The organism is Streptomyces sp. NPDC006463 (genome assembly GCF_042870715.1).
In the GTDB taxonomy this organism is placed as follows: domain Bacteria; phylum Actinomycetota; class Actinomycetes; order Streptomycetales; family Streptomycetaceae; genus Streptomyces.
The window spans coordinates 36,382-56,093 of sequence record NZ_JBIAHP010000023.1; the positions used below are offsets into that span (position 1 = coordinate 36,382).

The window sequence follows — 19,712 nt, forward strand, 5'->3', positions numbered from 1 at the left end:
GTTTTCAGCCGCGATCGCGCAGTTCCCGTCGCAGGATCTTGCCACTGGTGGTCTTCGGAAGGACAGGCAGGATCTCCACCTGGCGCGGGTATTTGTACGCGGCGATCCGCGCGGCGCAGTAGGCGGACAGTTCTGCAGGCTCCGCCGAGGTGCCGGGGCGGAGGCTGACGTACGCCTTCACGCTCTCCCCGCGGTAGGGGTCCGGAACCCCGACCACGGCCGCCTCGCGGACTGCGGGGTGGGTGTAGAGCACGTCCTCGACCTCGCGCGGCCAGACCTTGAAGCCGGAGGCGTTGATCATGTCCTTCTTGCGGTCGACGACGTAGAGCCAGCCGTCGGCGTCCATGAACCCGACGTCCCCGGTGCGCAGTTCGCCGTCCGGGAACGCCTTGGCGGTGTCGGCGGGCAGGCCCCAGTAGCCGGGCACGACCTGGGGGCCGCGGACGGCTATCTCGCCGGTCTCGCCGAAGGCGACCTCGGCGCCCCGCTCGTCGAGGATGCGCACGACGGTCTCGGCGCCGGGCAGTCCGACGGAGAGGGTGCCGGAGGCGGGGTCGACGGGGGCTTCCAGGTGCGCGGGGACGGAGGCGCAGGGGGCGGTGCACTCGGTGAGGCCGTAGCCGTTGCGGAGGTAGAAGCCGAAGGCGGCGCGGAGGCGTTCGACGAGCGCGGGCGGCAGCGGGGCTCCGCCGGAGGAGATCACCTGGAACGAGGCGAAGTGGTCCCGGGTGACGGCGGGGTGCGCTGCCAGGGCCATGAAGGCGGTGGCCGGTCCGACGGTGTAGGCCGGGCGGTGCTCCAGGAAGGCGTCGAGCACGACTCCGGCATCGAAGCGGTGCGCGAGGACGAGGGTGCCGGCGTTGGCGAAGCAGGCGGCGAGCTCGCAGACCATGCCGGTGATGTGGAAGAGGGGCGCGAGGGCGAAGTAGGCGGCGCCCTCGGGGACCGGGTGGCCGGTGACCTGGCGGACGGCGTTGTACGTGAGCGCGCCGTGCGGGTTCATGGCGCCCTTGGGGGTGCCGCTGGTGCCGGAGGTGTAGCTGATGAGGGCGGTGTCGGCGGCGGTGAGGTTCGGATCGTCCGGCGCGGGGTGGCCCTGGCGGGCCACGGTCGTGAGGTCGGCGGCCGCCGGGCCCGCCGGGCCGGCCGCGGAGTCCGGGGCCGGGTGCGGCGCGGGGTGCGGGGCCCGGTGCGGCGCGGGGTGCGGGGCCCGGCGCGGGGCCGGGTGCGGCGCGGGGTGCGGGGCCGGGTCCGGCACGGAGTCCGGGGCCGGGTGCGGCACGGAGTCCGGGGCCGGGCCCACCAGGGAGTCCGGCGCCCGGCGCGGATCCGGTACGGCCGCCGGGGCGAAGAGCCGCGCGTCGTCGCGGGTCTGGAAATCCCGGTCGCGGGCGGTCAGGGCGACGCGCACGTCCGTACCGCGCGCGGCCTCGCGCAGGTACGCCGTCCACTCGCGGCCGTCGCAGACCAGTGCGGCGGCCCCGGAGTCGCGCAGGATGTGCCCGACCTCGCCGGCCTTGTACATCGGGTTGAGCGGGACGACGACGGCCCCGGCCTTCCAGGCGGCGAGGACGGCGAGCACGAAGTGCGGGGTGTTCTGCAGCATGACGGCGACCCGGTCCCCGCGGCCGACGCCGTGCGCCGCGAGGTGGCCGGCGACGGAGTCGGACAGCGCGTCGGCCTCGGCGTAGTCGGTGCGGCCGTCGAAATAGGCGAGCGCGGTGCGCTCGGGGGCCCGGGCCACGGCCTCCCGGAAGAGGTGCAGCACGGTCGGCGCCGGCGCGACGGGCGCGCGCTGGGCCGGGCTGAGCAGCCCGAGCCAGGGCTGGGCGGCGTACGCGGAGCTCACCGGCTCTCCCACCTCTGCTGGATGTGGTTCATACCGCTCAGCCAGCGGTCCGGTTCGGTGGCGCGGGCGGCGTAGAAGTCCGCGACCTCGGGGTGCGGGAGGATCAAGAACCGGCCCTTCTCCATGCCGTCGAACAGTGCGTCAGCGACCGCTTCCGGCTCGATCGCGGTCGGCGCGAGGACGAGGTCGCCCGCCGATCCCGCGGCCGTCAGCATGTCGGTGCGCACCCCTTGCGGACAGATGGCGTGGACCAGGACACCGCGGTGCCGGTAGGTCAGCGAGAGCCATTCGGCGAAGGCGAGCGCACCGTGCTTGGTGACACTGTACGGCGCCGCCCCGATCATGGTCAGCAGCCCGGCGGCGGAGACGGTGGACACGAAGCGGCCGCTCCCCCGTTCCAGCCAGTCGGGCAGGAGCAGCCTGGCCGCGCGGACGTGGGCCATGACGTTGGTGTCCCAGGCCGCCTCCCAGACGGCCTCGTCGGCGAACGCGTCGCCGCCCGAGGCGAGTCCGGCGTTGGCGCAGTAGACGTCGATCCCGCCGCCGAGGGCGTCCCGGGCCTCGGCGACGATCGCCGACGCGTCGCCCGGCACCGGGATCGCCCGAGCCCCGATGGCGCCCGCCACGGCGGCGGCCTTGGCCGCGTCGAGGTCGTTGACCACCACCGTGGCGCCCTCGGCCGCGAAGCGGTGCGCGAGGGCGGCGCCGATGCCGCCGCCCGCGCCGGTGACGACGACTCGCTGGTCCTGGTACTCGCTCACGGGGATCACCTCTCGTGCGGCCGGACGTAGGGGCCGGCGTACTGGATGGCGGGCAGACTAACCGGTCGGTATGTCCGAGCGGAAGGGGTTCGCCTCGTAGCGTGGCGGGATGACGCTGTCGCGACGCGGGGTACTGGGACTGGCGGGGGCCATGGGGGCGGCGGGGGCCGTGGGGGCGGCCTCCCCACGGGCGGGGCGGGTGCGGACCGGTTTCGAGCGGCTCGCGGCGGGCGGGTACGCCGAACTCGCCGGGCAGCGCGTCGGGGTGGTCACCAACCCCACCGGGATCACCGCCGACGCCCGCCACCTGGTCGACGTGCTCCACGCGGACGAACGGGTGGACCTGGTCGCCGTGTTCGGCCCCGAGCACGGGTTCCGCGGGACGGCGCAGGCGGGCGGCTCCGAGGGGGCCTCCCGGGATCCGGCGACCGGGCTGCCCGTCCACGACACGTACGACAAGAGCGGGCAGCGGCTCGCGGACGTGTTCACGGCGGCCGGGATCGACACCGTCGTCTTCGACATCCAGGACGTCGGGGCACGCTTCTACACCTACATCTGGACGCTCTACGACTGCATGCGCGCGGCCGCCCTCGCGGGCAAGGCGATGGTGGTCCTGGACCGGCCCAATCCGGTGGGCGGCCGACGGGCCGCCGGGCCGGTGCTGGAGCGGCCGTACGCGAGCTTCGTGGGGCGGGAGCCGATCGCGCTCGCGCACGGGATGACGGCGGCCGAGCTGGCCCTGCTCTTCAACGGCGAGTTCCTGGCCGGCGGTCCGGTCAAGCTGCGCACGGTGGCGATGACCGGCTGGCGGCGCGGGTCCTTCTTCGGCGAGACCGGGCTGCCCTGGGTGCCGCCGAGCCCGAACATGCCGACCCCCGACACGGCCCTCGCGTACGCCGGCACCTGCCTGTTCGAGGGGACGAACCTGTCCGAGGGGCGCGGGACGACCACGCCCTTCGAGGTGGTGGGCGCGGAAGGCGTCGACAGGCGGTGGGCCGAGGCGGCCAACGCGCTGGGGCTGCCCGGGGTGTGGTTCCGCGAGGCGTACTTCACGCCCACGTTCTCCAAGCACGTGGGCAAGGTGTGCGGCGGGGTCCGGCTGATCGTGCACGACCGGGAGGCCTTCGATCCGGTCCGGGCCGGGATCGGGCTGCTGGTCACCGCCCGGCGGACGTGGAGCGGCTTCGCCTGGCGCACGGACCACTGGATCGACAGGCTGACGGGTTCGGACCGGGTGCGCAGGCTCGTGGACGCGGGGGCCGGGGTGGAGGAGATCGCCGGTGACTGGGCGGCCGGGCTGGCCCGGTTCGAGGCGGTGCGCGGGGAGTACCTGCTCTACGGGTGAGCCGGTGAGCGGTGGGCCGGTGAGTGGTGGGCCGGTAAGCAGGTGAGCCGGTGACGTCACGGGTCTGGCCGGGCGGGGGCGACAGCAGGATGCTGGATCCACCGGAGGGACGGCGTGGAGGGGGACGTCATGGCGGACATCGCGGTGCGAGGCGCAGCCGGGATCGGGGTCGGGCCGTACGCGGAGCTCGCCTTCGACTCCGAGGGGGACGTGGACCGGGCCGCACAGGGCGCGGTGTCCCGCATGGAGGCCACGGACCTCTTGGTCTTCGCGCACGGCTGGAACAGCGAACGGTCCACGTCGACCCGGCTCTACGACCGGTTCTTCGCCCCTTTCCCGGAGCTGGTGGGGCCGGGGGTGCGGCTCGGGTACGTGGGCGTCGTATGGCCCTCGATCCGCTTCTCCGACGAGCCGATACCGGACTTCGAGGCATCGGGCGTGCTCGCGGAGCCCGGCTTCGGCACGGCGCTGGACCCCGGCACCCGGCAGGCGCTCGGAGAGTTCTGGCCCGGGCGGGAAGCGGAGCTGGACCGGGTGGCCGAGCTGCTGGAGGAGCGGCCGGAGGCGGAGGCCGCGTTCATCGAGTTCGGGGCCCTCGTACGGGAACTGGCCGGGGTGGACGCGGTGACGACGGCGGCCGCGCCGCCGGTGCCCTCGCTCTTCGCCGAGGACGTCCTGGAGGTGTGCCGGGCCCTGACGCGCGCCCTGCTGGAGGCGGGCGCGCAGCCCGGGGCCGCCGCCGAGCGGGACCTGGTGCTGGGCGGCGTACCGCGCACCCTGTGGAACGGCGCCAAGGAGCTGCTGCGGCAGGCGACGTACTACGCGATGAAGAAGCGGGCGGGGGTCGTCGGCGAGCGCGGTCTCGGCCCGGTGCTGACGGAGCTCGCGCGGCAGCGCCCGGAGTTGCGGGTGCATCTGATCGGGCACAGCTTCGGGGCGCGCCTGGTCTCCTTCTCGCTGCGCGCCGTGCCCGACGGCGCCCGGTACGTGAAGTCCCTGACCCTGCTCCAGGGGGCCTTCTCCCACTACGCGTTCTGTGACCGGCTGCCGCACGACAGGGGCCGCGGCGGCGCCCTCGGCGGCCTCCAGCGCAAGGTCGACGGACCGGTGGTGGCGTGCCATTCCCCGCACGACACCTCGCTGCGGGTGTTCTACCCGATGGCCTCCCGGATGGCGGGGGATTCGGCCGGACTTCTGGGTTTCGACGAGCGCTGGGGCGCCATCGGGCACGACGGGGTGCAGGCCGTACCTGGTACGCCCCGGCTGGCCCTCGACACGGCCCTGCGCGAGGGGGTGCCCGCGACCGGCTGTGTCAGCGTGGACGCGGGCTCGGTGGTGCGGCGCGGCGGAGCCCCCGCGGGGGCGCACAGCGACATCTGCCACGAGGAACTGGCCCGGCTGGTGGTTACCGCGGGGCGCATGGGGCGCTGAGTTCCGGCCATGTGCCACCCGCACGCCTCGACCGCCCCCGCATGCGCCCGGCCCCGGCCGGGCATGTTGGGCACATCTGCGGAGGTGAAGGTGCGATGGCGGGATTCCGGAGTCTGGCTTACCAGGTGCGCGACGCGCGCAACGACCGGGCCCTGCGGCGCCATTCCCTGCGCCGCTGCCTGGAGCGGTTCGCCCCGTACGGGCACCGGGCCACGTGGTGGCACCTGTGTGACCGGCACGGGATCGCCCCCGAGGACCGGGGGGCGGATCCGCTGAGGCTGGTCGCCGCGCTGGAGGAGCTGGAGGACGCGCGGGCGGTCTGGCTGGAGTACGAGCGCCAGTTCGCGGAGCGGCGCAGACGGGAGAAGCACCACGGCCTGCGGCGGCCGGAGTGGGCGTGGGGCGGGAGCGGGGACGCGGTGGTGCGGTGCGCGGATCCGGGGGTGCGGCCGGAGGGGGCGCTGGGCGAGGTGCTGCGGCGTCTGGTGAACGCGCTGGAGTCGGCGCCGGGGACGGCGTGCCCGGTCTGCGGGGAGGAGGAGCTGCGGTGGCCGGCCGCGGCCTCGGTCGGCGCCTGGGAGGGGGCCTGGGCCTGGGACGGTCCGGTGTGCGGGGGCTGCGGGATCGTGGTGCCGAGACCGGCGCTGGCGGACACCCCGACGGCGGGGGCCGCGTGAGGCCCGCGCCGACGGTGTCGCTGAACGGCGCCCGGAGCGCCGCCGACGGCCCGGCCGTGCCGATGTCCCCGCAGGACCTGGCGGAGGCGGCGCTGGACGCGATCGCCGCCGGGGCCGGGGAGGTACTGGTGCACCCGCGGACCCCGTGCGGCCGGCAGAGCCTGTCGCCCCGGGTGGTCGGGCCGGTGCTGGAGGCGCTGCGGGGCGCAGGGGTCGGCGTACCCCTGTGCGTGGACGCGAGCATCGGGGCCGAACCCGATCCGGCGGAGCGGCTGGAGCGGGTCCGGTCCTGGTCGGTGCTGCCGGACCGGGCGGCGGTGAGCTTCGCGGAGCCGGGGGCCGGGGAGCTGGCCGGGGCGCTGCTGGCGCGGGGGGTTTCGGTGGAGGCGGTGGTGCCGCTGGGCGGACCGGCCGGGCCGGAGCCGATGGCGCGGTTCCTGGCCTGGCCGGTGCGCACCCCCGGGCGGGTCCGGCTCGCGGTGGAGCTCGCGACTGCCGATCCGGCCCTGGTGGCCGGGCTGCGCGGGCTGCCGCCGGTGGCACTGCTGCTGTACGGGCGGGAGGCCGCCGCCTGGCCGGTGCTGCGGCTGGCCGCGCGGTGCGGTACGGGCGGGCGGACCGGCGTGGGGGACGTACTGCACCTGCCGGACGGGCGCCCGGCGCGGTCGAATGCCGAACTGGTGGCGGCGGCCCGGGCGGTGTGGGAGCGGGAGGCCGGGGCGCGGGCCGGGACGGGTGTTACAGCCGCGAGCCGGTGAGCCTCTCGCCGAAGACGTCGTCGGGGTTGGACAGTGCGCAGTTCTCCAGCGAGAGGCAGCCGCAGCCGATGCAGTCCGTCAGGTGGTCGCGCAGGCGCCCGAGTTGGGCGATGCGCTGGTCGAGTTCGGCGCGCCAGGCCTCGGACAGCTGGGCCCAGTCCTCGCGGTTGGGGGTGCGCTCCTCGGGAAGTCGGGCCAGTGCGTCGCGGATGCTGGCCAGCGGGATGCCCACGCGCTGGGCGGCGCGCACGAAGGCCACCCGGCGCAGCGCGTCGCGGGTGTAGCGGCGCTGGTTGCCGGAGGTGCGGCGGCTGCTGATCAGGCCCTTGGTCTCGTAGAAGTGGAGCGCGGAGACGGCTGCGCCGCTGCGGGCGGACAGCTGGCCGACGGTGAGTTCGTGGATTTTCTCGGGAATCTGCGGCACCCCGCCGAGGGTAGTCGGAGGTCCGTTGACATACACATACGGTCCCAGCATGCTGAGCAAGCGCTTATTCGCCCAGCGCTATCCGTGAGTGAGAGGCAGGAGCAGGGCATGGCCGAGCCGAGGATCTTCACGTCCGCCGAGGAGCTGCACGCCGGGACGGGCGAGCCGCTGGGGCCCAGCGGGTGGCTGGAGGTGGACCAGAAGCGGATCGACCTCTTCGCGGACGCGACCGGCGACCACCAGTGGATCCACGTGGACCCGGAGCGGGCGGCTACCGGACCCTTCGGTTCCACGATCGCCCACGGCTACCTGACCCTGTCCCTGCTGCCGAGCCTGGTGCCGCAGATCATGCGGGTCGAGGGCATGAAGATGGGCATCAACTACGGGACGAACAAGGTGCGCTTCCCGGCGCCGGTGCCGGTCGGGTCGCGGCTCCGGGCCACGGCCGTGATCACGGAGGTCACGGAGGCCAGGGGCGGCGTACAGGTCGCGGCGACCGTCACGGTCGAGCGCGAGGGCGGGGACAAGCCGGTGTGCGTCGCGGAGTCGGTGTCCCGCTACTACTTCTGATCCCGGACCGCTTCACCGCTTCCGGCGGCCGACTGGTTGCGGCTCCGGGGGCGCGCGTCCACCATGCGGAGCACGAGGTCGGCGTAGAGCGCGCCGACCTCGTCGGGTGTGCGCTGCCCGGCCGCGCTGAACCAGCGGGCCACGTCGATGCAGAGCGACAGTACGGCGAGGGTGGTGCCCGGCACGTCGGGGACGTCGAACTCCCCCGCCGCGACCCCGTCGGTGAGGATGCGGCGCACGGCGGCGTCGCTCCGCCGGCGCAGTGCCACGATCTCGGAGCGGTGCTCCGGAGCGAGAGCGTCGAGCTCGTACTGGACCACGCGCGCGGTCGTGTGGTGTGCCGCGTGCCACCGCACGAAGGACCGTACGGCGGCGTCGAGCCGCTCGGCGGCGCGGCCGGGGCCGTCGGCCGCGGTGGTGAGGATCTCCAGGGCCTTGTCGTGGCCGATCCGGCTGATCCGGTGGAGCAGCTCTTCCTTGGTCTTGTAGTGGATGTAGAGCGCGGCCGGGCTCATGCCGGCGCGGCCCGCGATGTCACGTGTGGTGGTGGCGTGGTACCCGCGCTCGGCGAACGCGTCGACGGCGGCGACGAGCAGCCGCCGCGCGGCGTCGGGGGTGACCTCCGACCACGGCTGGTACCCGCCGACCGTCTCCTCCGCGCTGTCCATCGCTCGCACTCACCCTCTTCGCCGTGTGGAAGTGAACACCTTACCGGAGGGTGAGCAAGCGCTTAGGGCTTCGGCTGGAAGGGTTCGTACTCGGCCAGGATCTTCTCCATCCTGGCCTGGTCGACCCTGCTGACGATCTGGCCCGCCTCCTGCCGGTCGCGGATCACCTTGGCGAGCGTGAAGGCCGAGGTGGTCAGGTAGAGGACGGCGATGCCGAGGAACCCCCGCACCCACGCGTCCGCGTCGAGGTTGTAGATGCCGACGGCCACCGCGCTCAGCGCGACGCCGAAGGAGGCGACGGCCTGGCCGTAGTACGCCCCCGTGTTCTGCTGCTTGACCGGTGTCTCGTTCATGGCCACAGCATCCGGCGGATGTGGCGGGGCCCACATCCGCGCGGATACTCATGCGCGTACTCAGAAGGCCGAGACCCCGGTGTGCGCCCGGCCGATGAGCAGCTTCTGGATCTGGCTGGTGCCCTCATACAGGGTCATCACGCGGGCGTCGCGCAGCAGTTTCCCGGCCGGGTACTCGTCGATGTAACCGTAACCGCCGTGCACCTGGAGGGCGTTGCTCGCGGCCCGGACGGCGGCCTCGGAGGCGAAGAGCTTCGCGGTGGAGGACTCGGTGGCGAACGGCCGCCCGCGGTCGATGAGGTCCGCGACCCGCCAGGTGAGCAGGCGGGCGGCGTCCACGTCGACCGAGATGTCGGCGATCAGCTCCTGGACCAGCTGGTGGTGGGCGATCGGCTTGCCGAACTGCTCGCGCTGGGCGGCGTACGAGACGGCCGCGTCGAGCGCCGCCTGGGCGATGCCGACACAGCCGGCGGCGACCGACATCCGGCCCTTGGCCAGCGCGGACATGGCGACCGAGAAGCCCTTGCCCTCCGGGCCGAGCATCGCGGAGGCGGGGACGCGGACGCCGTCGAGGGCGAGTTCGGCGGTGGCCTGGCCGCGCAGGCCGAGCTTGCCGTGGATCTCGCGCCGGGTGAGGCCGGGCGTGTCGGTGGGAACGAGGAAGGCGGAGACCCCTCGGTGGCCGGGTTCGTCGCCGGTGCGGGCGAAGAGCAGGACGACGTCGGCCCAGGTGCCGTTGGTGATGAACATCTTGCTGCCGCTGACCAGGTACGAGTCCCCCTCGCGCACGGCGCGGGTGGTGAGGCTGCCCGCGTCGGAGCCGGTGCCGGGCTCGGTGAGGCCGAAGCAGCCGAGCGCGTCCCCGGAGCACAGGCGGGGCAGCCAGGCGTGCTTCTGCTCCTCGGTGCCCCAGGCCGCGACGGTCTTGGCGACCAGGCCGAGGGAGACGGAGACGATGCCGCGCACGGCGGAGTCGCCGCGGCCGAGCTCCTCGGTGACCAGGACGTAGGAGAGGTGGTCGCCGCCGGAGCCGCCGTATTCCTCGGGGACGGTCAGGCCGAGGAAGCCGAGGTCCCCGAGCTTCTTCACGATGGCCCGGTCCACGCTCTCGGCGCGGTCCCACTCGGCCGCGTACGGGGCGACCTCGCGCTCGGTGAACTCGCGGGCGAGCCGGCGTACGGCCTCCTGCTCCTCGCTCAGCTCCAGGTTCACCGGGCACCTCCGGGCTTCTCGTCCGGCCGTTAACTAGCACCGGTAGTTTATGCGGGGCAGGCCCTACTATGTGGCGCATGGCCAGACCGCGCAAGCCTCTCCTCAGCAGAGCCCGCATCGTCGAGGCGGCGGCCGTGCTGGTCGACGCGGAGGGGCTGGAGGCGGTCTCGACGCGGCGGCTGGCGGCCGCGCTGGGGGTCAGCGGCCCGTCCCTGTACAACCACTTCCGCACGAAGGACGAGATCCTGGAGGCGGTGGCGGACGCGGTGAGCGCGCGGGTCGACTTGTCGATGTTCGAGGCTCCCGGCCCGGACTGGCGGGGCGCTCTGCACGCCTGGGCCCACTCGTACCGGGACGCCCTGTCCGACCATCCGAACATCGTGCCGGTGCTGGCGCGGGGGCCGGGCCGCCGCCCGGCGGGCCTGCGGCTGGCGGACGCCGTGTTCGGCGCGATGACGGCGGCCGGCTGGCCCCCGGCTCAGGCGACCCGGATCGGCGCGCTGATGAGGTACTTCATCCTCGGCTCGGCGGTGGCGTCCTTCGCCCGGGGTTTCGTGGACGACGAGACGGCATACGACCCGGCGGACTATCCACACCTGGGCCAGGCCCATCTGCTGGCCGAGCGCCAGCGCGAGGTGGACGAGGGCGCCTTCGAAACGGGCCTGGCGGCGCTGCTGGACGGGCTCTCCCTGCAGTACGAGGCGCTGGCGCACGACGTTCCCTGAGGCCGGGCGCGTGTCCCGCGTCGCGGGGCGGGGCGGGGCGGGCGGGGCGGGGCGGGAGCCGCGCGACGGGGAGGCCCTGCGCGCGGCGGCCCGCACCCGGCGGGAGACGGGCTAGAAGACGACCAGGGAGCGGCCGCCCTTGCCCGCCAGCATGGCGTCGAAGGCGGCCGGGATGCCGTCGAGCGTGATGCGGTCGGTGACCAGGGCTCCGAGGTCGAGACGGCCCGCGCGGACGTGTTCGGCGATCACCGGGAGGTCGCGGGCGGGGTCGCTGCTGCCGTAGACGCAGCCGGTCAGGGTGCGGGCGAAGTGGAAGATCTCCAGCGCGTGGAAGGTCACCTGCTGGTCCTTGCCGCCGATGCCCACGACCGTGGTGCGGCCGCCGCGGCGGGTGGACTCCCAGGCTCCGCGGATGGCCTCCGCCCGGCCGACGCATTCGACGGCGACGTCCGCGCCCTGACCGCCGGTGAGCGAACGGATCTGCTTGGCGGTGGTGTCGGAGGCGAGCACGAATTCGGTGGCTCCCGCCGCCCGGGCCAGTTCCTCCTTGGCCGGGGACACGTCGACGGCGATGACCGGGCCCGCCTGTGCGATCCGGGCGGACTGGAGGGCGGCCAGGCCGACACCGCCGACACCGAAGACGGCGACGGATTCGCCGGGGCGGACCTGGGCGCTGTGGTGGACGGCGCCGTAGCCGGTGAGGACCGCGCAGCCGAGCAGGGCGGCCTCGGCGAGCGGGATCCCGGCGGGTGCGGGCAGCACGCAGTTGGCCGCGACGACGGTCTCCTCGGCGAACGCGGCCACGTTCAGCCCCGGGTGCAGCTCGGTGCCTTGGGCGTCGTGCGCGTAGACGGCCCCGACGCCCGTGAGCGCGTTGGCGCAGAGCCAGACCTCGCCGATGGAGCAGTGGTGGCACTCCCCGCAGGACGGGGCCCAGTTGAGCACGACCCCGTCGCCGGGGGCGACGTGGGTCACGCCCTCGCCGACGGCGAGGACCGTACCCGCGCCCTCGTGGCCGAGGACGGCGGGAACGGGAACTCGCATGGTGCCGTTGGTGAGGGAGAGGTCCGAGTGGCAGACCCCGGCTGCGGTGAGCCTGACCCGGACCTGCCCGGGGCCGGGATCGGGCAGCACGATCTCCCGTATCTCCAGCGGGGCTCCGACGGCGGGCAGGATGGCGGCGCGGACCATGGTCGTCTTCTCCGGATCGGGGCGGCTCGGAACTGGCAGGACAGCTTAGAACTGCAACGACTTGGTCTGGAGGTACTCCGCCAGACCGTGCGGACCCAGCTCTCGGCCGACGCCCGACTGCTTGTACCCGCCGAAGGGCGCGAGCACGTTGAAGCGGCCGCCGTTGATGTCCACCTGCCCGGTGTCCATGCGGCGGGCGAAGGCCACGGCCGTCTCCTCGTCCGCGGCCCAGACGGCGCCGCCCAGGCCGTAGACGGTGCCGTTGGCGATGCGCAGAGCGTCCTCCTCGTCCTCGTAGGAGAGGATCGACAGCACCGGGCCGAAGATCTCCTCCTGGGCGATGGTCATGTCGGGTGTGACGTCGGCGAACACGGTCGGGGCGACGAAGTAGCCCCGTGCGTGCGGTGCGTCGGGCCCGCCGGCGACGAGGCGGGCGCCTTCCTCGATGCCCTTGGCGATGTATCCGCGCACGCGTGCGTGCTGCTTGGCGTTGACGACCGGGCCGAGGCGGGTGGCCGCGTCGCCGGGGTCGCCGGTGGGGTACGTGGCGACGGCGGCGGCTGCGAGCGCGACGGCCTCCTCGTACTGGTCCCGGTGGACGAGCATGCGGGTGAGCGCGTTGCAGCTCTGGCCGGCGTTGTTCATGACGTGGCCGACGCCGGTCGCGACGGCCTTGGCCAGGTCGGCCCCGGGCAGGATGACATTGGCCGATTTTCCGCCCAGCTCGAGGGCGACCCGCTTGATGGCGGCACCGGCGGTGGCGCCGATCTGCTTGCCGACAGCGGTCGAGCCGGTGAAGGAGACGAGGTCGACTCCCTCGTGCGCGGCCAGCGCCTGGCCGGCGACCGGACCCGTGCCGGTCACCAGGTTGAAGACTCCGGCCGGGATGCCCGCCTCGTGCACGGCTTCGGCGAAGAGCTGTGCGGTCAGCGGGGTGTCCTCGGCCGGCTTGAGGACGAGGGTGCAGCCGGCGGCGAGAGCGGGCGCCACCTTTGCAACGACCTGGTGCAGCGGGTAGTTCCAGGGCGTGATGGCTCCGACCACACCGACCGGTTCCAGCAGCACGGTGGAGTTCCCGATCCGCTCCTCGAAGGCGTACGAGGCGGCGAGTTCGGCGTAGGAGGAGGCCACGGCGATCGGCGCGCCGACGTGGACCATCTCCGCGAAGCCGAGCGGAGAGCCGAGCTCCGTGGTGATGAGCTCGGCGATCTCGCTCTTGCGGGCGATCAGCACGTCGCGGAGCGCGCCGATCAGCGCTGCCCGCTCGGCCGGAGCCGTGGCCGCCCAGCCGGGGAAGGCCTCGCGGGCCGCGCGTACGGCGGCGTCCACGTCGTCGGCGGTGCCGGCCGGAACCGAGGCGATGACCAGCTCGTCGGCCGGGTTGACGACCTCGATCCGGTCGCGTCCGGCGGCGGGCCGCCATTCGCCGCCGATGTACATCCCGTCGTGGGCCTTCATGGCAATCCTCCCGAGCACGCACCAGCGCGTAGACCTGACGTCGTCGACACCCTACAAACTAGCGTCGGTAGTTTTCGGAAGGCCAGCGACGGCCGGAATCAGATGATGCCGAAAAGCATCCCTGCCGCGAGGACGACCAGAGAGGTCAGGGCCGCCCATTTCACGGTGAAGCGGGTGTGGTCGCCGAACTCGACCTTGGCCATGCCGACGAGGACGTAGACGGCCGGAACCAGCGGGCTGGACATGTGCAGGGCCTGGCCGACCAGGGAGGCGCGGGCGATTTCGAGCGGCGAGACCCCGTGGGCGGCTCCGGCCTCGGCCAGGACGGGGAGCACGCCGAAGTAGAACCCGTCGTTGGACATGAAGTAGGTGAGCGGCAGGCTGAGCAGGCCGGTGACCAGGGCCATGTGGGGGCCCATGCCCTCGGGGATGGCGCCGACGAGCCAGTCGGCCATGTGCTTGACCATGCCCGTGCCGGTGAGGACGCCCGTGAAGACGGCGGCGGCGAAGACCATGCCCGCGACGTTGAGGACGTTGTCGGCGTGGGCGGCGATCCGGGCCTTCTGGTCGGGCATGTGCGGGAAGTTGACGGTGAGGGCGAGGGCGGCGCCGAGCAGGAACAGCACCGGGATGGGCAGCAGTTCCATGATCATCGCGGTTAGGAGGGCGATCGTGAGGCCCGCGTTGAACCAGTACAGGCGCGGCCGCAGGGTCGCGCGGTGGGGGTCGAGGCCCCGGAGGCCGTCCTCGGGGACGCCGGGGGCCGACTCGGAGCCGCCCGTCGCGTGGCGGTCGCCCGTGGCGGCGGAGCCGCCGGCCGCAGCGCCCGGCGCACCGGCGGCCGGGCCGGCGGAGGCCCCGGTACCGGCGGCCACCAGCGCGGCGGCGACCTCAGGCGCGGGCTCCTCCTGGACGTCCGTGTCCGCGTCCGCGTCCTTGCCGCTGTTCTCGCCCTTGACCTTGGCCTTGTCCTTGTCCACGGGGAGGGCAAGGAGGCCGACCCGGCGGCGCTCCTTCACGCCGAGGACGTACGCCAGGACGAAGACGAAGAGCAGGCCCACCGCGAGGGCCGGGATCATCGGGACGAAGATGTCGGCGGCGTCGAGCTTGAGCGCGGTGGCGGCGCGGGCCGTGGGTCCGCCCCAGGGCAGGGTGTTCATGACGCCGTTGGCGGTGGCGGCGACGCCCGTCATGACCACCAGGCTGAGGCCGAGCCGCTTGTACAGCGGATACATCGCCGAGACGGTGATCATGAAGGTGGTCGACCCGTCGCCGTCGAGCGAGACGATGGCGGCGAGGACGGCGGTGCCGACGACGACGCGCATCGGGTCGGCCTTGCAGAAGCGCAGGATGCCCCGTACGACCGGGTCGAAGAGGCCGACGTCGATCATCACGCCGAAGTAGACGATGGCGAACATCAGCATGGCGGCGGTCGGCGCGAGTTTGCCGACGCCGTCGATGACGTAGTCGCCGAGGTGCGCACCCTTGCCTGCGAACACGCAGAAGAGCGCGGGAATGAGGACGAGCGCCGCGATGGGCGACATTTTCTTCATCATGATCAGGACCAGGAACGTCGCGATCATGGCAAAGCCGAGGAAGGTCAGCATGGGGGGAAGGTAGGTGCCGCCTCCTTATGCCAACAAGACGTCTGCGCGTGAGCAATACGAGCAAAACCCCAGCTCAGGGCAGGGGTGTGAGCTCGACGGGGAAGCCGTTGAGCACGGCCGTGCCGGACAGCGGGTCGAGCCGGGTGCCGTCGAGCAGCTGGTTGACGTTGACGCCGGGTGTGGCGGAGGCGACCGAGAGCCTCGAACCGGCGCGGTCGTGGCCCCAGCCGTGCGGGAGGCTCACCACTCCGGTGCGGACGGCGTCGGTGACCTCGACGGGCACCTCCAGGCTGCCGCCGTCGGCGGTGACCCTGGCCCGGCCGCCGTCGGCCAGTCCCAGCCGGTCCGCGTCCTGCGGGTGGATCTGAAGTGTGCAGCGGTTGGAACCTCCGGTGAGGGCCGGGACGTTGTGCAACCAGCTGTTGTTGGACCGCAGATGGCGGCGGCCCACGAGCACCAGGGCCGCGGGGCGGTCGGCGAGCGCCGCGCGCATCCTGGGGAGCTCGGCCGCGATCGGGTCCGGGAGCAGCTCGATCCTGCCGCTGCGGGTCTTCAGCACGCCCGGGAGCCGGGGCCGCAGCGGGCCCAGGTCGATGCCGTGCGGATGCGCGAGCAGCCGCTCCAGGCTGAGCGCGTACATGGCCGCCTCCCCCTCGGCGTGCGCCCCCGCGTCGGCCTCGGCGTCGGCGTCGGCGGGGCCGGGGTCGGCCTCGTCAGTACCGGCGAACCGGTCTCCGTACGGCCCGAGTCGGAGCATCAGGTCGAGCCGCCGCTCGGGGCCGCTCCCGCCCTTGAGCAGGCCGGCGAGGCTCGCCGGGTCCTGCCCGTACACCCGTGAGCGGGGGTCCGCGGTCTCCTTGGCAAGAGCGGCCCGGATGGCCAGTTCGTCGACGGCGTCCGGGGCGGCGGAGCCGTGCATGCCGGAGACGGCCAGCACGAGACGGGCCTGGATCTCGCACTCGTCCATCCGCCCCTCCTCAAGCGGTACGACGGCCGGCGAGTAGCGCGCCTGGTTGTGCACGGCGAATCCGTTGAACGCGAAGTCGAAGTGCGCGCTCTGGGACGGCGGCGGCGGGGGCAGCACGACGTGGGCGTGGCGTGAGGTCTCGTTCAGGTACGGGTCCACGGAGACCATGAAGTCGAGGCCGGCCAGCGCCCGGTCGAGCCGGTCGCCGTCAGGTGCGGACAGGACGGGGTTCGCGGCGATGGCGATCAGGACCCGTACCTGCCCGTCGCCCGGGGTCTCGATCTCCTCCGCGAGGGCGGCGATGGGCAGTTCGCCCTTGGCCTCGGGGTGGCCGCTGACCCGGCTGGACCAGCGGCCGAGGGCGAACCCCTTGCCAGGACGGGCGGGCCTGGGTGCGGGGGCCGTCGCGGAGAGCGGGAAGAGAGCTCCGCCCGGCCGGTCCAGGTTGCCGGTGAGGATGTTCAGTACGTCGACCAGCCAGCTGGCGAGCGTGCCGTACTCGACGGTGCAGCTGCCGATCCGTCCGTAGACGGCGGCGGTGGGCGCGGCCGCGAGGTCGCGGGCGAGGGTGCGGATCTCGGCCGCCGTGAGGTCGCAGGCGGGGGCTACGGCCTCAGGGGTGAAACTCCCGAGCGCGGCGGCGAGTTCCCCGAGGCCCTCGGTGTGTTCCTCCAGCGCGCCCGGGGCGGCGAGCTTCTCGGCGAGCAGAGTGTGCGCGAGCGCGGCGAGCAGGAGCGCGTCGCTGCCGGGGCGCGGCGCCAGGTGGCGGTCGGCGAGCCGGGCGGTGCGGGTGCGGCGCGGGTCGACGACGACCAGGGTGCCGCCGCGGGCACGCAGGGCCTTCAGCTTGCCGGGGAAGTCGGGGGCGGTGCAGAGGGAGCCGTTGGACTCGACCGGGTTGGCGCCGAGGAGCAGCAGGAAGTCGGTGCGGTCGAGGTCGGGGACCGGGATGGCGAAGGGATCGCCGAACAGCAGCCCGCTGGAGACGTGTTTGGGCATCTGGTCGAGCGTGCTGGCGGTGAAGAGGTTGCGGGTGCCGAGTGCCTTGAGGAGCAGCGGCGGGTAGAGGGCACCCGCCATGGTGTGGACGTTCGGGTTGCCGAGGACGACCCCGGCCGTCTGCGCCCCGTACTCCCCGACGAGGGCGGGGACGGCGGCGGCGATCGCGTCGAAGGCCTCCTCCCAGGTGGCTTCCCGCAGCTTGCCGTCACGGCGGACGAGCGGAGCGCGCAGCCGGTCGGGGTCGGAGTCGATCGCTCCGAAGGCTGCGCCCTTGGGGCAGATGAAGCCGCGGCTGAAGACGTCCTCGCGGTCGCCGCGGGCGCCGGTGACGGCGGCGTCCCCGATGGTGAGGGTGAGGCCGCAGGTGGCTTCGCACAGGGGGCAGATGCGCAGGGCGGTGCGGGGCATGGGGCCCTCCTTGGACGGCTGGCTGCGGCGCGGGGCGCGGGGGCACCGAGCATACCGACCGGTAGGCACGGGGGGCAGGGGTCTGCGGGAGCAGCCTTCGAGAAGTTCGGGAAGGGCCGGACGGACGGCAGAGTGGCGAGGGCCGGGGGGCGGCCCGGGCCAGGGGGCGACCCGAGCCAGGGGGCGGGGTTCAGTCCAGCACGCGGGACAGGTAGGCGTGCATCATCGCCCGGGTCTCGGCGACGATGCCGGGATCCCCCGCCGGGTCGGCGCGGAAGGCCAGCTGGATCAGAGCGTCGGTGGCCTCGACGGCGACCAGTACGGCCCGCTCCAGGGTGGCATCGGGAGTCAGGCCGAGATGGGCGCAGAGCAGTTCGGTGAGACGGGCCGCGACCAGGTGGTTGGGGTCGGCCTCCGGGCCGTCGGGCGGCGGCGCGGGCACGCCGAAGTCGACGAGCGCGAAGCCGGGGACGCTGCGCTTCATGGTCAGGTACTCGTCCAGCACCGCGTCGACGACGGGCCGCCAGTCCGTGGCCGGGAGGTCGGCGAGCCGGTCGGCGATGCCGTCGGCGTAGTGGTCCAGATTGCGGTGGGCAAGGGCGATGGCCATGGCCCGCTTGTTGCCGAAGAAGCGGTAGACCGAGCCGATCGGCACGCCGGCGCGCAGGGCGACGGCGCGGGTGCTGAGGTTCTCGTACCCGGTCTCGTCGAGCAGTTCGGCGCAGGCGTCGAGGATCCGGGCGAGCCGGTCGGCGCTGCGCTGCTGGATCGGAGCGCGGCGCAGGGAGTGGGCGGGAGGCACGGGGTCCATCATGCCGTTCCTCGGTTCTCTGTCGAGCGGAGCACCGGCCTCAGTTCAGCAGGAGGCTCAGCCCGCCGATGGTGTACGTGATCATCAGCGCGAGCAGCGGCAGCTGGCCGGCCACCGCTTTCGCTGGCGGAAAGAGGCGTACGGAGCGGTCGTGGGCGGCGACGACGCCGAGTACGTGGCCGGTGACGACGGCGACGACCTGGAGGGCGGCGAGGCCGCCGGGACCCAGGAGCGGGGCGGGTTCGGGGGCGTTGTCAGTGCCGGCTGCAATGCTTACTGTGCGTGGTCCTTCGGTTACCAGGAGGGAGAAGTAGTGGGCGGTGAGATAGCCGAGCGCGATCGGTACGAGTGAGTGCGCGAAGGCGGTCAGCGGGCGGGGGTGCGGTCCGCTGACGAGGCGGGTGGCCGCGGCGCACATGCAGTACAGGGTGGCGACGAGGGCGACGGAAGCGAGGAGTCCGAGGGTGGCCGTGGGGGTGCGGCCGAGAGGGGAGGTCTGCAGGGTGTTGATCCACGAAGGGTTGTCGGAGAAGCCGTCGTAGGCGGTGGAGCCGAGCAGGACGCAGACGGTGGCGACGAGTCCGGGCCGCTCGGGTGTCGCGTCGAGTCCGTGGAAGGGGTTACCGAGAACCAGGCGGCCGTCGCTGCGACGGCCGAGGAGGGAGAGGCGGGCCAGGAGGGCCGAATACGCGTCGAAGGCGTCTCCGTCGTCGAACCAGCGCTCGCCGAAGCGGGCGGCGAGCAGGAGCTGGGCGGTGGCGTAGACGGTGAGGGCGACGAGAAGGGTGGTGGTGGATGCGGGATCGGGAGCGACGAGTTCGAGCCACGTGAAGGCGAACAGCCCGGCCGCGGCGGGCCATTGGCCGAGACGCGGGGGAAGGGGGCGGTCGGGGTCGAGGCGATGCCGGGCACGGCGGAGCAGGCGGTGCAGGGTGCGGAGCGGGTTGAGCAGGCGCCAGACGGGGCCGAGAAGGAGGGAGGCGGGGACGAGTCCGACCCAGAAGAGGACGTAGACGGCGCCGGGAGCGGGGTTGCGCGCGGGGTCGTCGGGACCGAGGAGGAGGTGGAGGAGGACCCCCAGGGCAGCGGCGAGCCCGAGTCCGCGCAGGGCGGTGCGGGTGACCGGCGCGTCGGCCACCCGTTGGAGGGCGGCGGGCAGGGCGCGACCCGAGCGGTCGGCCTGGAAGCGGGAGGTGGACCAGAGCAGGCCGAGGGCGAGGAAGGAGATGAAGAGCGCGGCGAAGGCACCGGCGAATGCGTAGAAGGGAGAGATCGGCAGATCGTGCTGGGAACCGATCCCGTGCGCGAGCGCGGTGAGCGGATCGGCCGGGTGAAGGACCACGTCCTGGCCGTCGCCGCCACCACCGCCGCCCGGGGCGGCGCCCAGGGCGGCGCCCGGCCCGACGGAGGTCACCACCGGCCCACCCGGGGCAGTGACCCGCGCCGGCCCCGGCCTGGCATCCCGGACGTGGGCCCACGTCCAGGGGCCCGGGCC

At 73.6% G+C, this 19,712-nt stretch carries 18 protein-coding genes; 6 read left to right on the forward strand and 12 right to left on the reverse strand.

Going from position 1 to position 19,712, the window contains the following annotated elements:
• Window positions 1-4 precede the first annotated feature (4 nt).
• Both ACFYOB_RS32270 and ACFYOB_RS32275 read right to left on the reverse strand, forming a co-directional pair.
• The gene (locus ACFYOB_RS32270; protein ID WP_388565996.1) at window positions 5-1,849 is read right to left on the reverse strand and encodes a class I adenylate-forming enzyme family protein; all 1,845 of its coding nucleotides are present in this window, start codon (window positions 1,847-1,849) and stop codon (window positions 5-7) included.
• Window positions 1,846-2,619: an SDR family oxidoreductase gene (locus ACFYOB_RS32275; RefSeq protein WP_388565999.1), complete on the reverse strand. Its 774-nt coding sequence runs from the start codon at window positions 2,617-2,619 to the stop codon at window positions 1,846-1,848. Before ACFYOB_RS32275 ends, ACFYOB_RS32270 begins: the two co-directional genes overlap by 4 nt.
• Before the next feature lie 100 nt (window positions 2,620-2,719).
• On the opposite strand from ACFYOB_RS32275, the gene ACFYOB_RS32280 reads away from it, so the two are divergent.
• The 4 genes from ACFYOB_RS32280 (at window position 2,720) to ACFYOB_RS32295 (ending at window position 6,821) form a co-directional block, all read left to right on the forward strand.
• On the forward strand, window positions 2,720-3,955 hold the full coding sequence (locus ACFYOB_RS32280) for an exo-beta-N-acetylmuramidase NamZ domain-containing protein (protein WP_388566002.1): 1,236 nt from the start codon (window positions 2,720-2,722) through the stop codon (window positions 3,953-3,955).
• A 129-nt stretch (window positions 3,956-4,084) separates the two neighbouring features.
• The gene (locus tag ACFYOB_RS32285; protein ID WP_388566005.1) at window positions 4,085-5,386 is read left to right on the forward strand and encodes a serine-threonine protein kinase; all 1,302 of its coding nucleotides are present in this window, start codon (window positions 4,085-4,087) and stop codon (window positions 5,384-5,386) included.
• Between the two features lie 95 nt (window positions 5,387-5,481).
• On the forward strand, window positions 5,482-6,063 hold the full coding sequence (locus tag ACFYOB_RS32290; protein ID WP_388566007.1) for a hypothetical protein: 582 nt from the start codon (window positions 5,482-5,484) through the stop codon (window positions 6,061-6,063).
• On the forward strand, window positions 6,060-6,821 hold the full coding sequence (locus tag ACFYOB_RS32295; protein WP_388566011.1) for a 3-keto-5-aminohexanoate cleavage protein: 762 nt from the start codon (window positions 6,060-6,062) through the stop codon (window positions 6,819-6,821). The genes ACFYOB_RS32290 and ACFYOB_RS32295 overlap by 4 nt, the downstream gene beginning before the upstream one ends.
• Here ACFYOB_RS32295 and soxR read toward each other — a convergent pair.
• Window positions 6,802-7,245: a redox-sensitive transcriptional activator SoxR gene (soxR, locus tag ACFYOB_RS32300; protein WP_328924894.1), complete on the reverse strand. Its 444-nt coding sequence runs from the start codon at window positions 7,243-7,245 to the stop codon at window positions 6,802-6,804. The two genes, ACFYOB_RS32295 and soxR, sit on opposite strands and share 20 nt — an antisense overlap.
• 108 nt (window positions 7,246-7,353) lie before the next feature.
• On the opposite strand from soxR, the gene ACFYOB_RS32305 reads away from it, so the two are divergent.
• Window positions 7,354-7,815 carry a MaoC family dehydratase gene (locus tag ACFYOB_RS32305; protein ID WP_388566014.1) on the forward strand — a complete coding sequence of 154 codons (462 nt, stop codon included), beginning with the start codon at window positions 7,354-7,356 and terminating at the stop codon, window positions 7,813-7,815.
• Here the strand turns inward: ACFYOB_RS32305 and ACFYOB_RS32310 are convergent.
• The 3 genes from ACFYOB_RS32310 to ACFYOB_RS32320 form a co-directional block, all read right to left on the reverse strand.
• A complete protein-coding gene (locus ACFYOB_RS32310) occupies window positions 7,806-8,483 on the reverse strand; it encodes a TetR/AcrR family transcriptional regulator (protein WP_388566017.1) in 678 nt (225 codons plus the stop codon). The genes ACFYOB_RS32305 and ACFYOB_RS32310 overlap by 10 nt on opposite strands.
• Before the next feature lie 62 nt (window positions 8,484-8,545).
• Window positions 8,546-8,836: a YiaA/YiaB family inner membrane protein gene (locus ACFYOB_RS32315; protein WP_388566019.1), complete on the reverse strand. Its 291-nt coding sequence runs from the start codon at window positions 8,834-8,836 to the stop codon at window positions 8,546-8,548.
• Window positions 8,837-8,896: 60 nt separating this feature from the next.
• On the reverse strand, window positions 8,897-10,048 hold the full coding sequence (locus ACFYOB_RS32320; RefSeq protein WP_388566022.1) for an acyl-CoA dehydrogenase family protein: 1,152 nt from the start codon (window positions 10,046-10,048) through the stop codon (window positions 8,897-8,899).
• A gap of 77 nt (window positions 10,049-10,125) precedes the next feature.
• Here ACFYOB_RS32320 and ACFYOB_RS32325 point away from each other — a divergent pair, with 77 nt between their 5' ends.
• Entirely contained in the window at window positions 10,126-10,773 is a 648-nt protein-coding gene (locus tag ACFYOB_RS32325) for a TetR/AcrR family transcriptional regulator (protein ID WP_388566025.1), read from the forward strand.
• 111 nt (window positions 10,774-10,884) lie between these two features.
• On the opposite strand, the gene ACFYOB_RS32330 is transcribed toward ACFYOB_RS32325, so the two are convergent.
• The 6 genes from ACFYOB_RS32330 to ACFYOB_RS32355 all read right to left on the reverse strand — a co-directional run bounded on the left by ACFYOB_RS32330 (window position 10,885) and on the right by ACFYOB_RS32355 (window position 19,559).
• The gene (locus tag ACFYOB_RS32330; RefSeq protein ID WP_388566028.1) at window positions 10,885-11,964 is read right to left on the reverse strand and encodes a Zn-dependent alcohol dehydrogenase; all 1,080 of its coding nucleotides are present in this window, start codon (window positions 11,962-11,964) and stop codon (window positions 10,885-10,887) included.
• A gap of 45 nt (window positions 11,965-12,009) precedes the next feature.
• Entirely contained in the window at window positions 12,010-13,422 is a 1,413-nt protein-coding gene (locus ACFYOB_RS32335) for an aldehyde dehydrogenase family protein (RefSeq protein WP_388566031.1), read from the reverse strand.
• 98 nt (window positions 13,423-13,520) lie between these two features.
• The gene (locus tag ACFYOB_RS32340) at window positions 13,521-15,029 is read right to left on the reverse strand and encodes a CitMHS family transporter (protein WP_388566033.1); all 1,509 of its coding nucleotides are present in this window, start codon (window positions 15,027-15,029) and stop codon (window positions 13,521-13,523) included.
• 73 nt (window positions 15,030-15,102) lie between these two features.
• Window positions 15,103-17,406 (reverse strand): molybdopterin oxidoreductase family protein, encoded by a 2,304-nt coding sequence (locus ACFYOB_RS32345; RefSeq protein WP_388566036.1) that lies wholly within the window; start codon window positions 17,404-17,406, stop codon window positions 15,103-15,105.
• Between the two features lie 190 nt (window positions 17,407-17,596).
• Window positions 17,597-18,217 (reverse strand): TetR/AcrR family transcriptional regulator, encoded by a 621-nt coding sequence (locus ACFYOB_RS32350; protein ID WP_388566188.1) that lies wholly within the window; start codon window positions 18,215-18,217, stop codon window positions 17,597-17,599.
• Window positions 18,218-18,257: 40 nt separating this feature from the next.
• Window positions 18,258-19,559: a hypothetical protein gene (locus tag ACFYOB_RS32355; RefSeq protein WP_388566191.1), complete on the reverse strand. Its 1,302-nt coding sequence runs from the start codon at window positions 19,557-19,559 to the stop codon at window positions 18,258-18,260.
• Window positions 19,560-19,712 lie beyond the last annotated feature (153 nt).

What these genes read in the sequence shown, in the direction of transcription:
- ACFYOB_RS32280 (WP_388566002.1), top strand. Translation starts at nt 2,720, where the DNA reads ATGACGCTGTCGCGACGCGGGGTACTGGGACTGGCGGGGGCCATGGGG.
- ACFYOB_RS32285 (WP_388566005.1), top strand. Translation starts at nt 4,085, where the DNA reads ATGGCGGACATCGCGGTGCGAGGCGCAGCCGGGATCGGGGTCGGGCCG.
- ACFYOB_RS32290 (WP_388566007.1), top strand. Translation starts at nt 5,482, where the DNA reads ATGGCGGGATTCCGGAGTCTGGCTTACCAGGTGCGCGACGCGCGCAAC.
- ACFYOB_RS32305 (WP_388566014.1), top strand. Translation starts at nt 7,354, where the DNA reads ATGGCCGAGCCGAGGATCTTCACGTCCGCCGAGGAGCTGCACGCCGGG.
- ACFYOB_RS32310 (WP_388566017.1), bottom strand. Translation starts at nt 8,483, where the DNA reads ATGGACAGCGCGGAGGAGACGGTCGGCGGGTACCAGCCGTGGTCGGAG.
- ACFYOB_RS32315 (WP_388566019.1), bottom strand. Translation starts at nt 8,836, where the DNA reads ATGAACGAGACACCGGTCAAGCAGCAGAACACGGGGGCGTACTACGGC.
- ACFYOB_RS32325 (WP_388566025.1), top strand. Translation starts at nt 10,126, where the DNA reads ATGGCCAGACCGCGCAAGCCTCTCCTCAGCAGAGCCCGCATCGTCGAG.
- ACFYOB_RS32330 (WP_388566028.1), bottom strand. Translation starts at nt 11,964, where the DNA reads ATGGTCCGCGCCGCCATCCTGCCCGCCGTCGGAGCCCCGCTGGAGATA.
- ACFYOB_RS32335 (WP_388566031.1), bottom strand. Translation starts at nt 13,422, where the DNA reads ATGAAGGCCCACGACGGGATGTACATCGGCGGCGAATGGCGGCCCGCC.
- ACFYOB_RS32340 (WP_388566033.1), bottom strand. Translation starts at nt 15,029, where the DNA reads ATGCTGACCTTCCTCGGCTTTGCCATGATCGCGACGTTCCTGGTCCTG.
- ACFYOB_RS32345 (WP_388566036.1), bottom strand. Translation starts at nt 17,406, where the DNA reads ATGCCCCGCACCGCCCTGCGCATCTGCCCCCTGTGCGAAGCCACCTGC.
- ACFYOB_RS32350 (WP_388566188.1), bottom strand. Translation starts at nt 18,217, where the DNA reads ATGGACCCCGTGCCTCCCGCCCACTCCCTGCGCCGCGCTCCGATCCAG.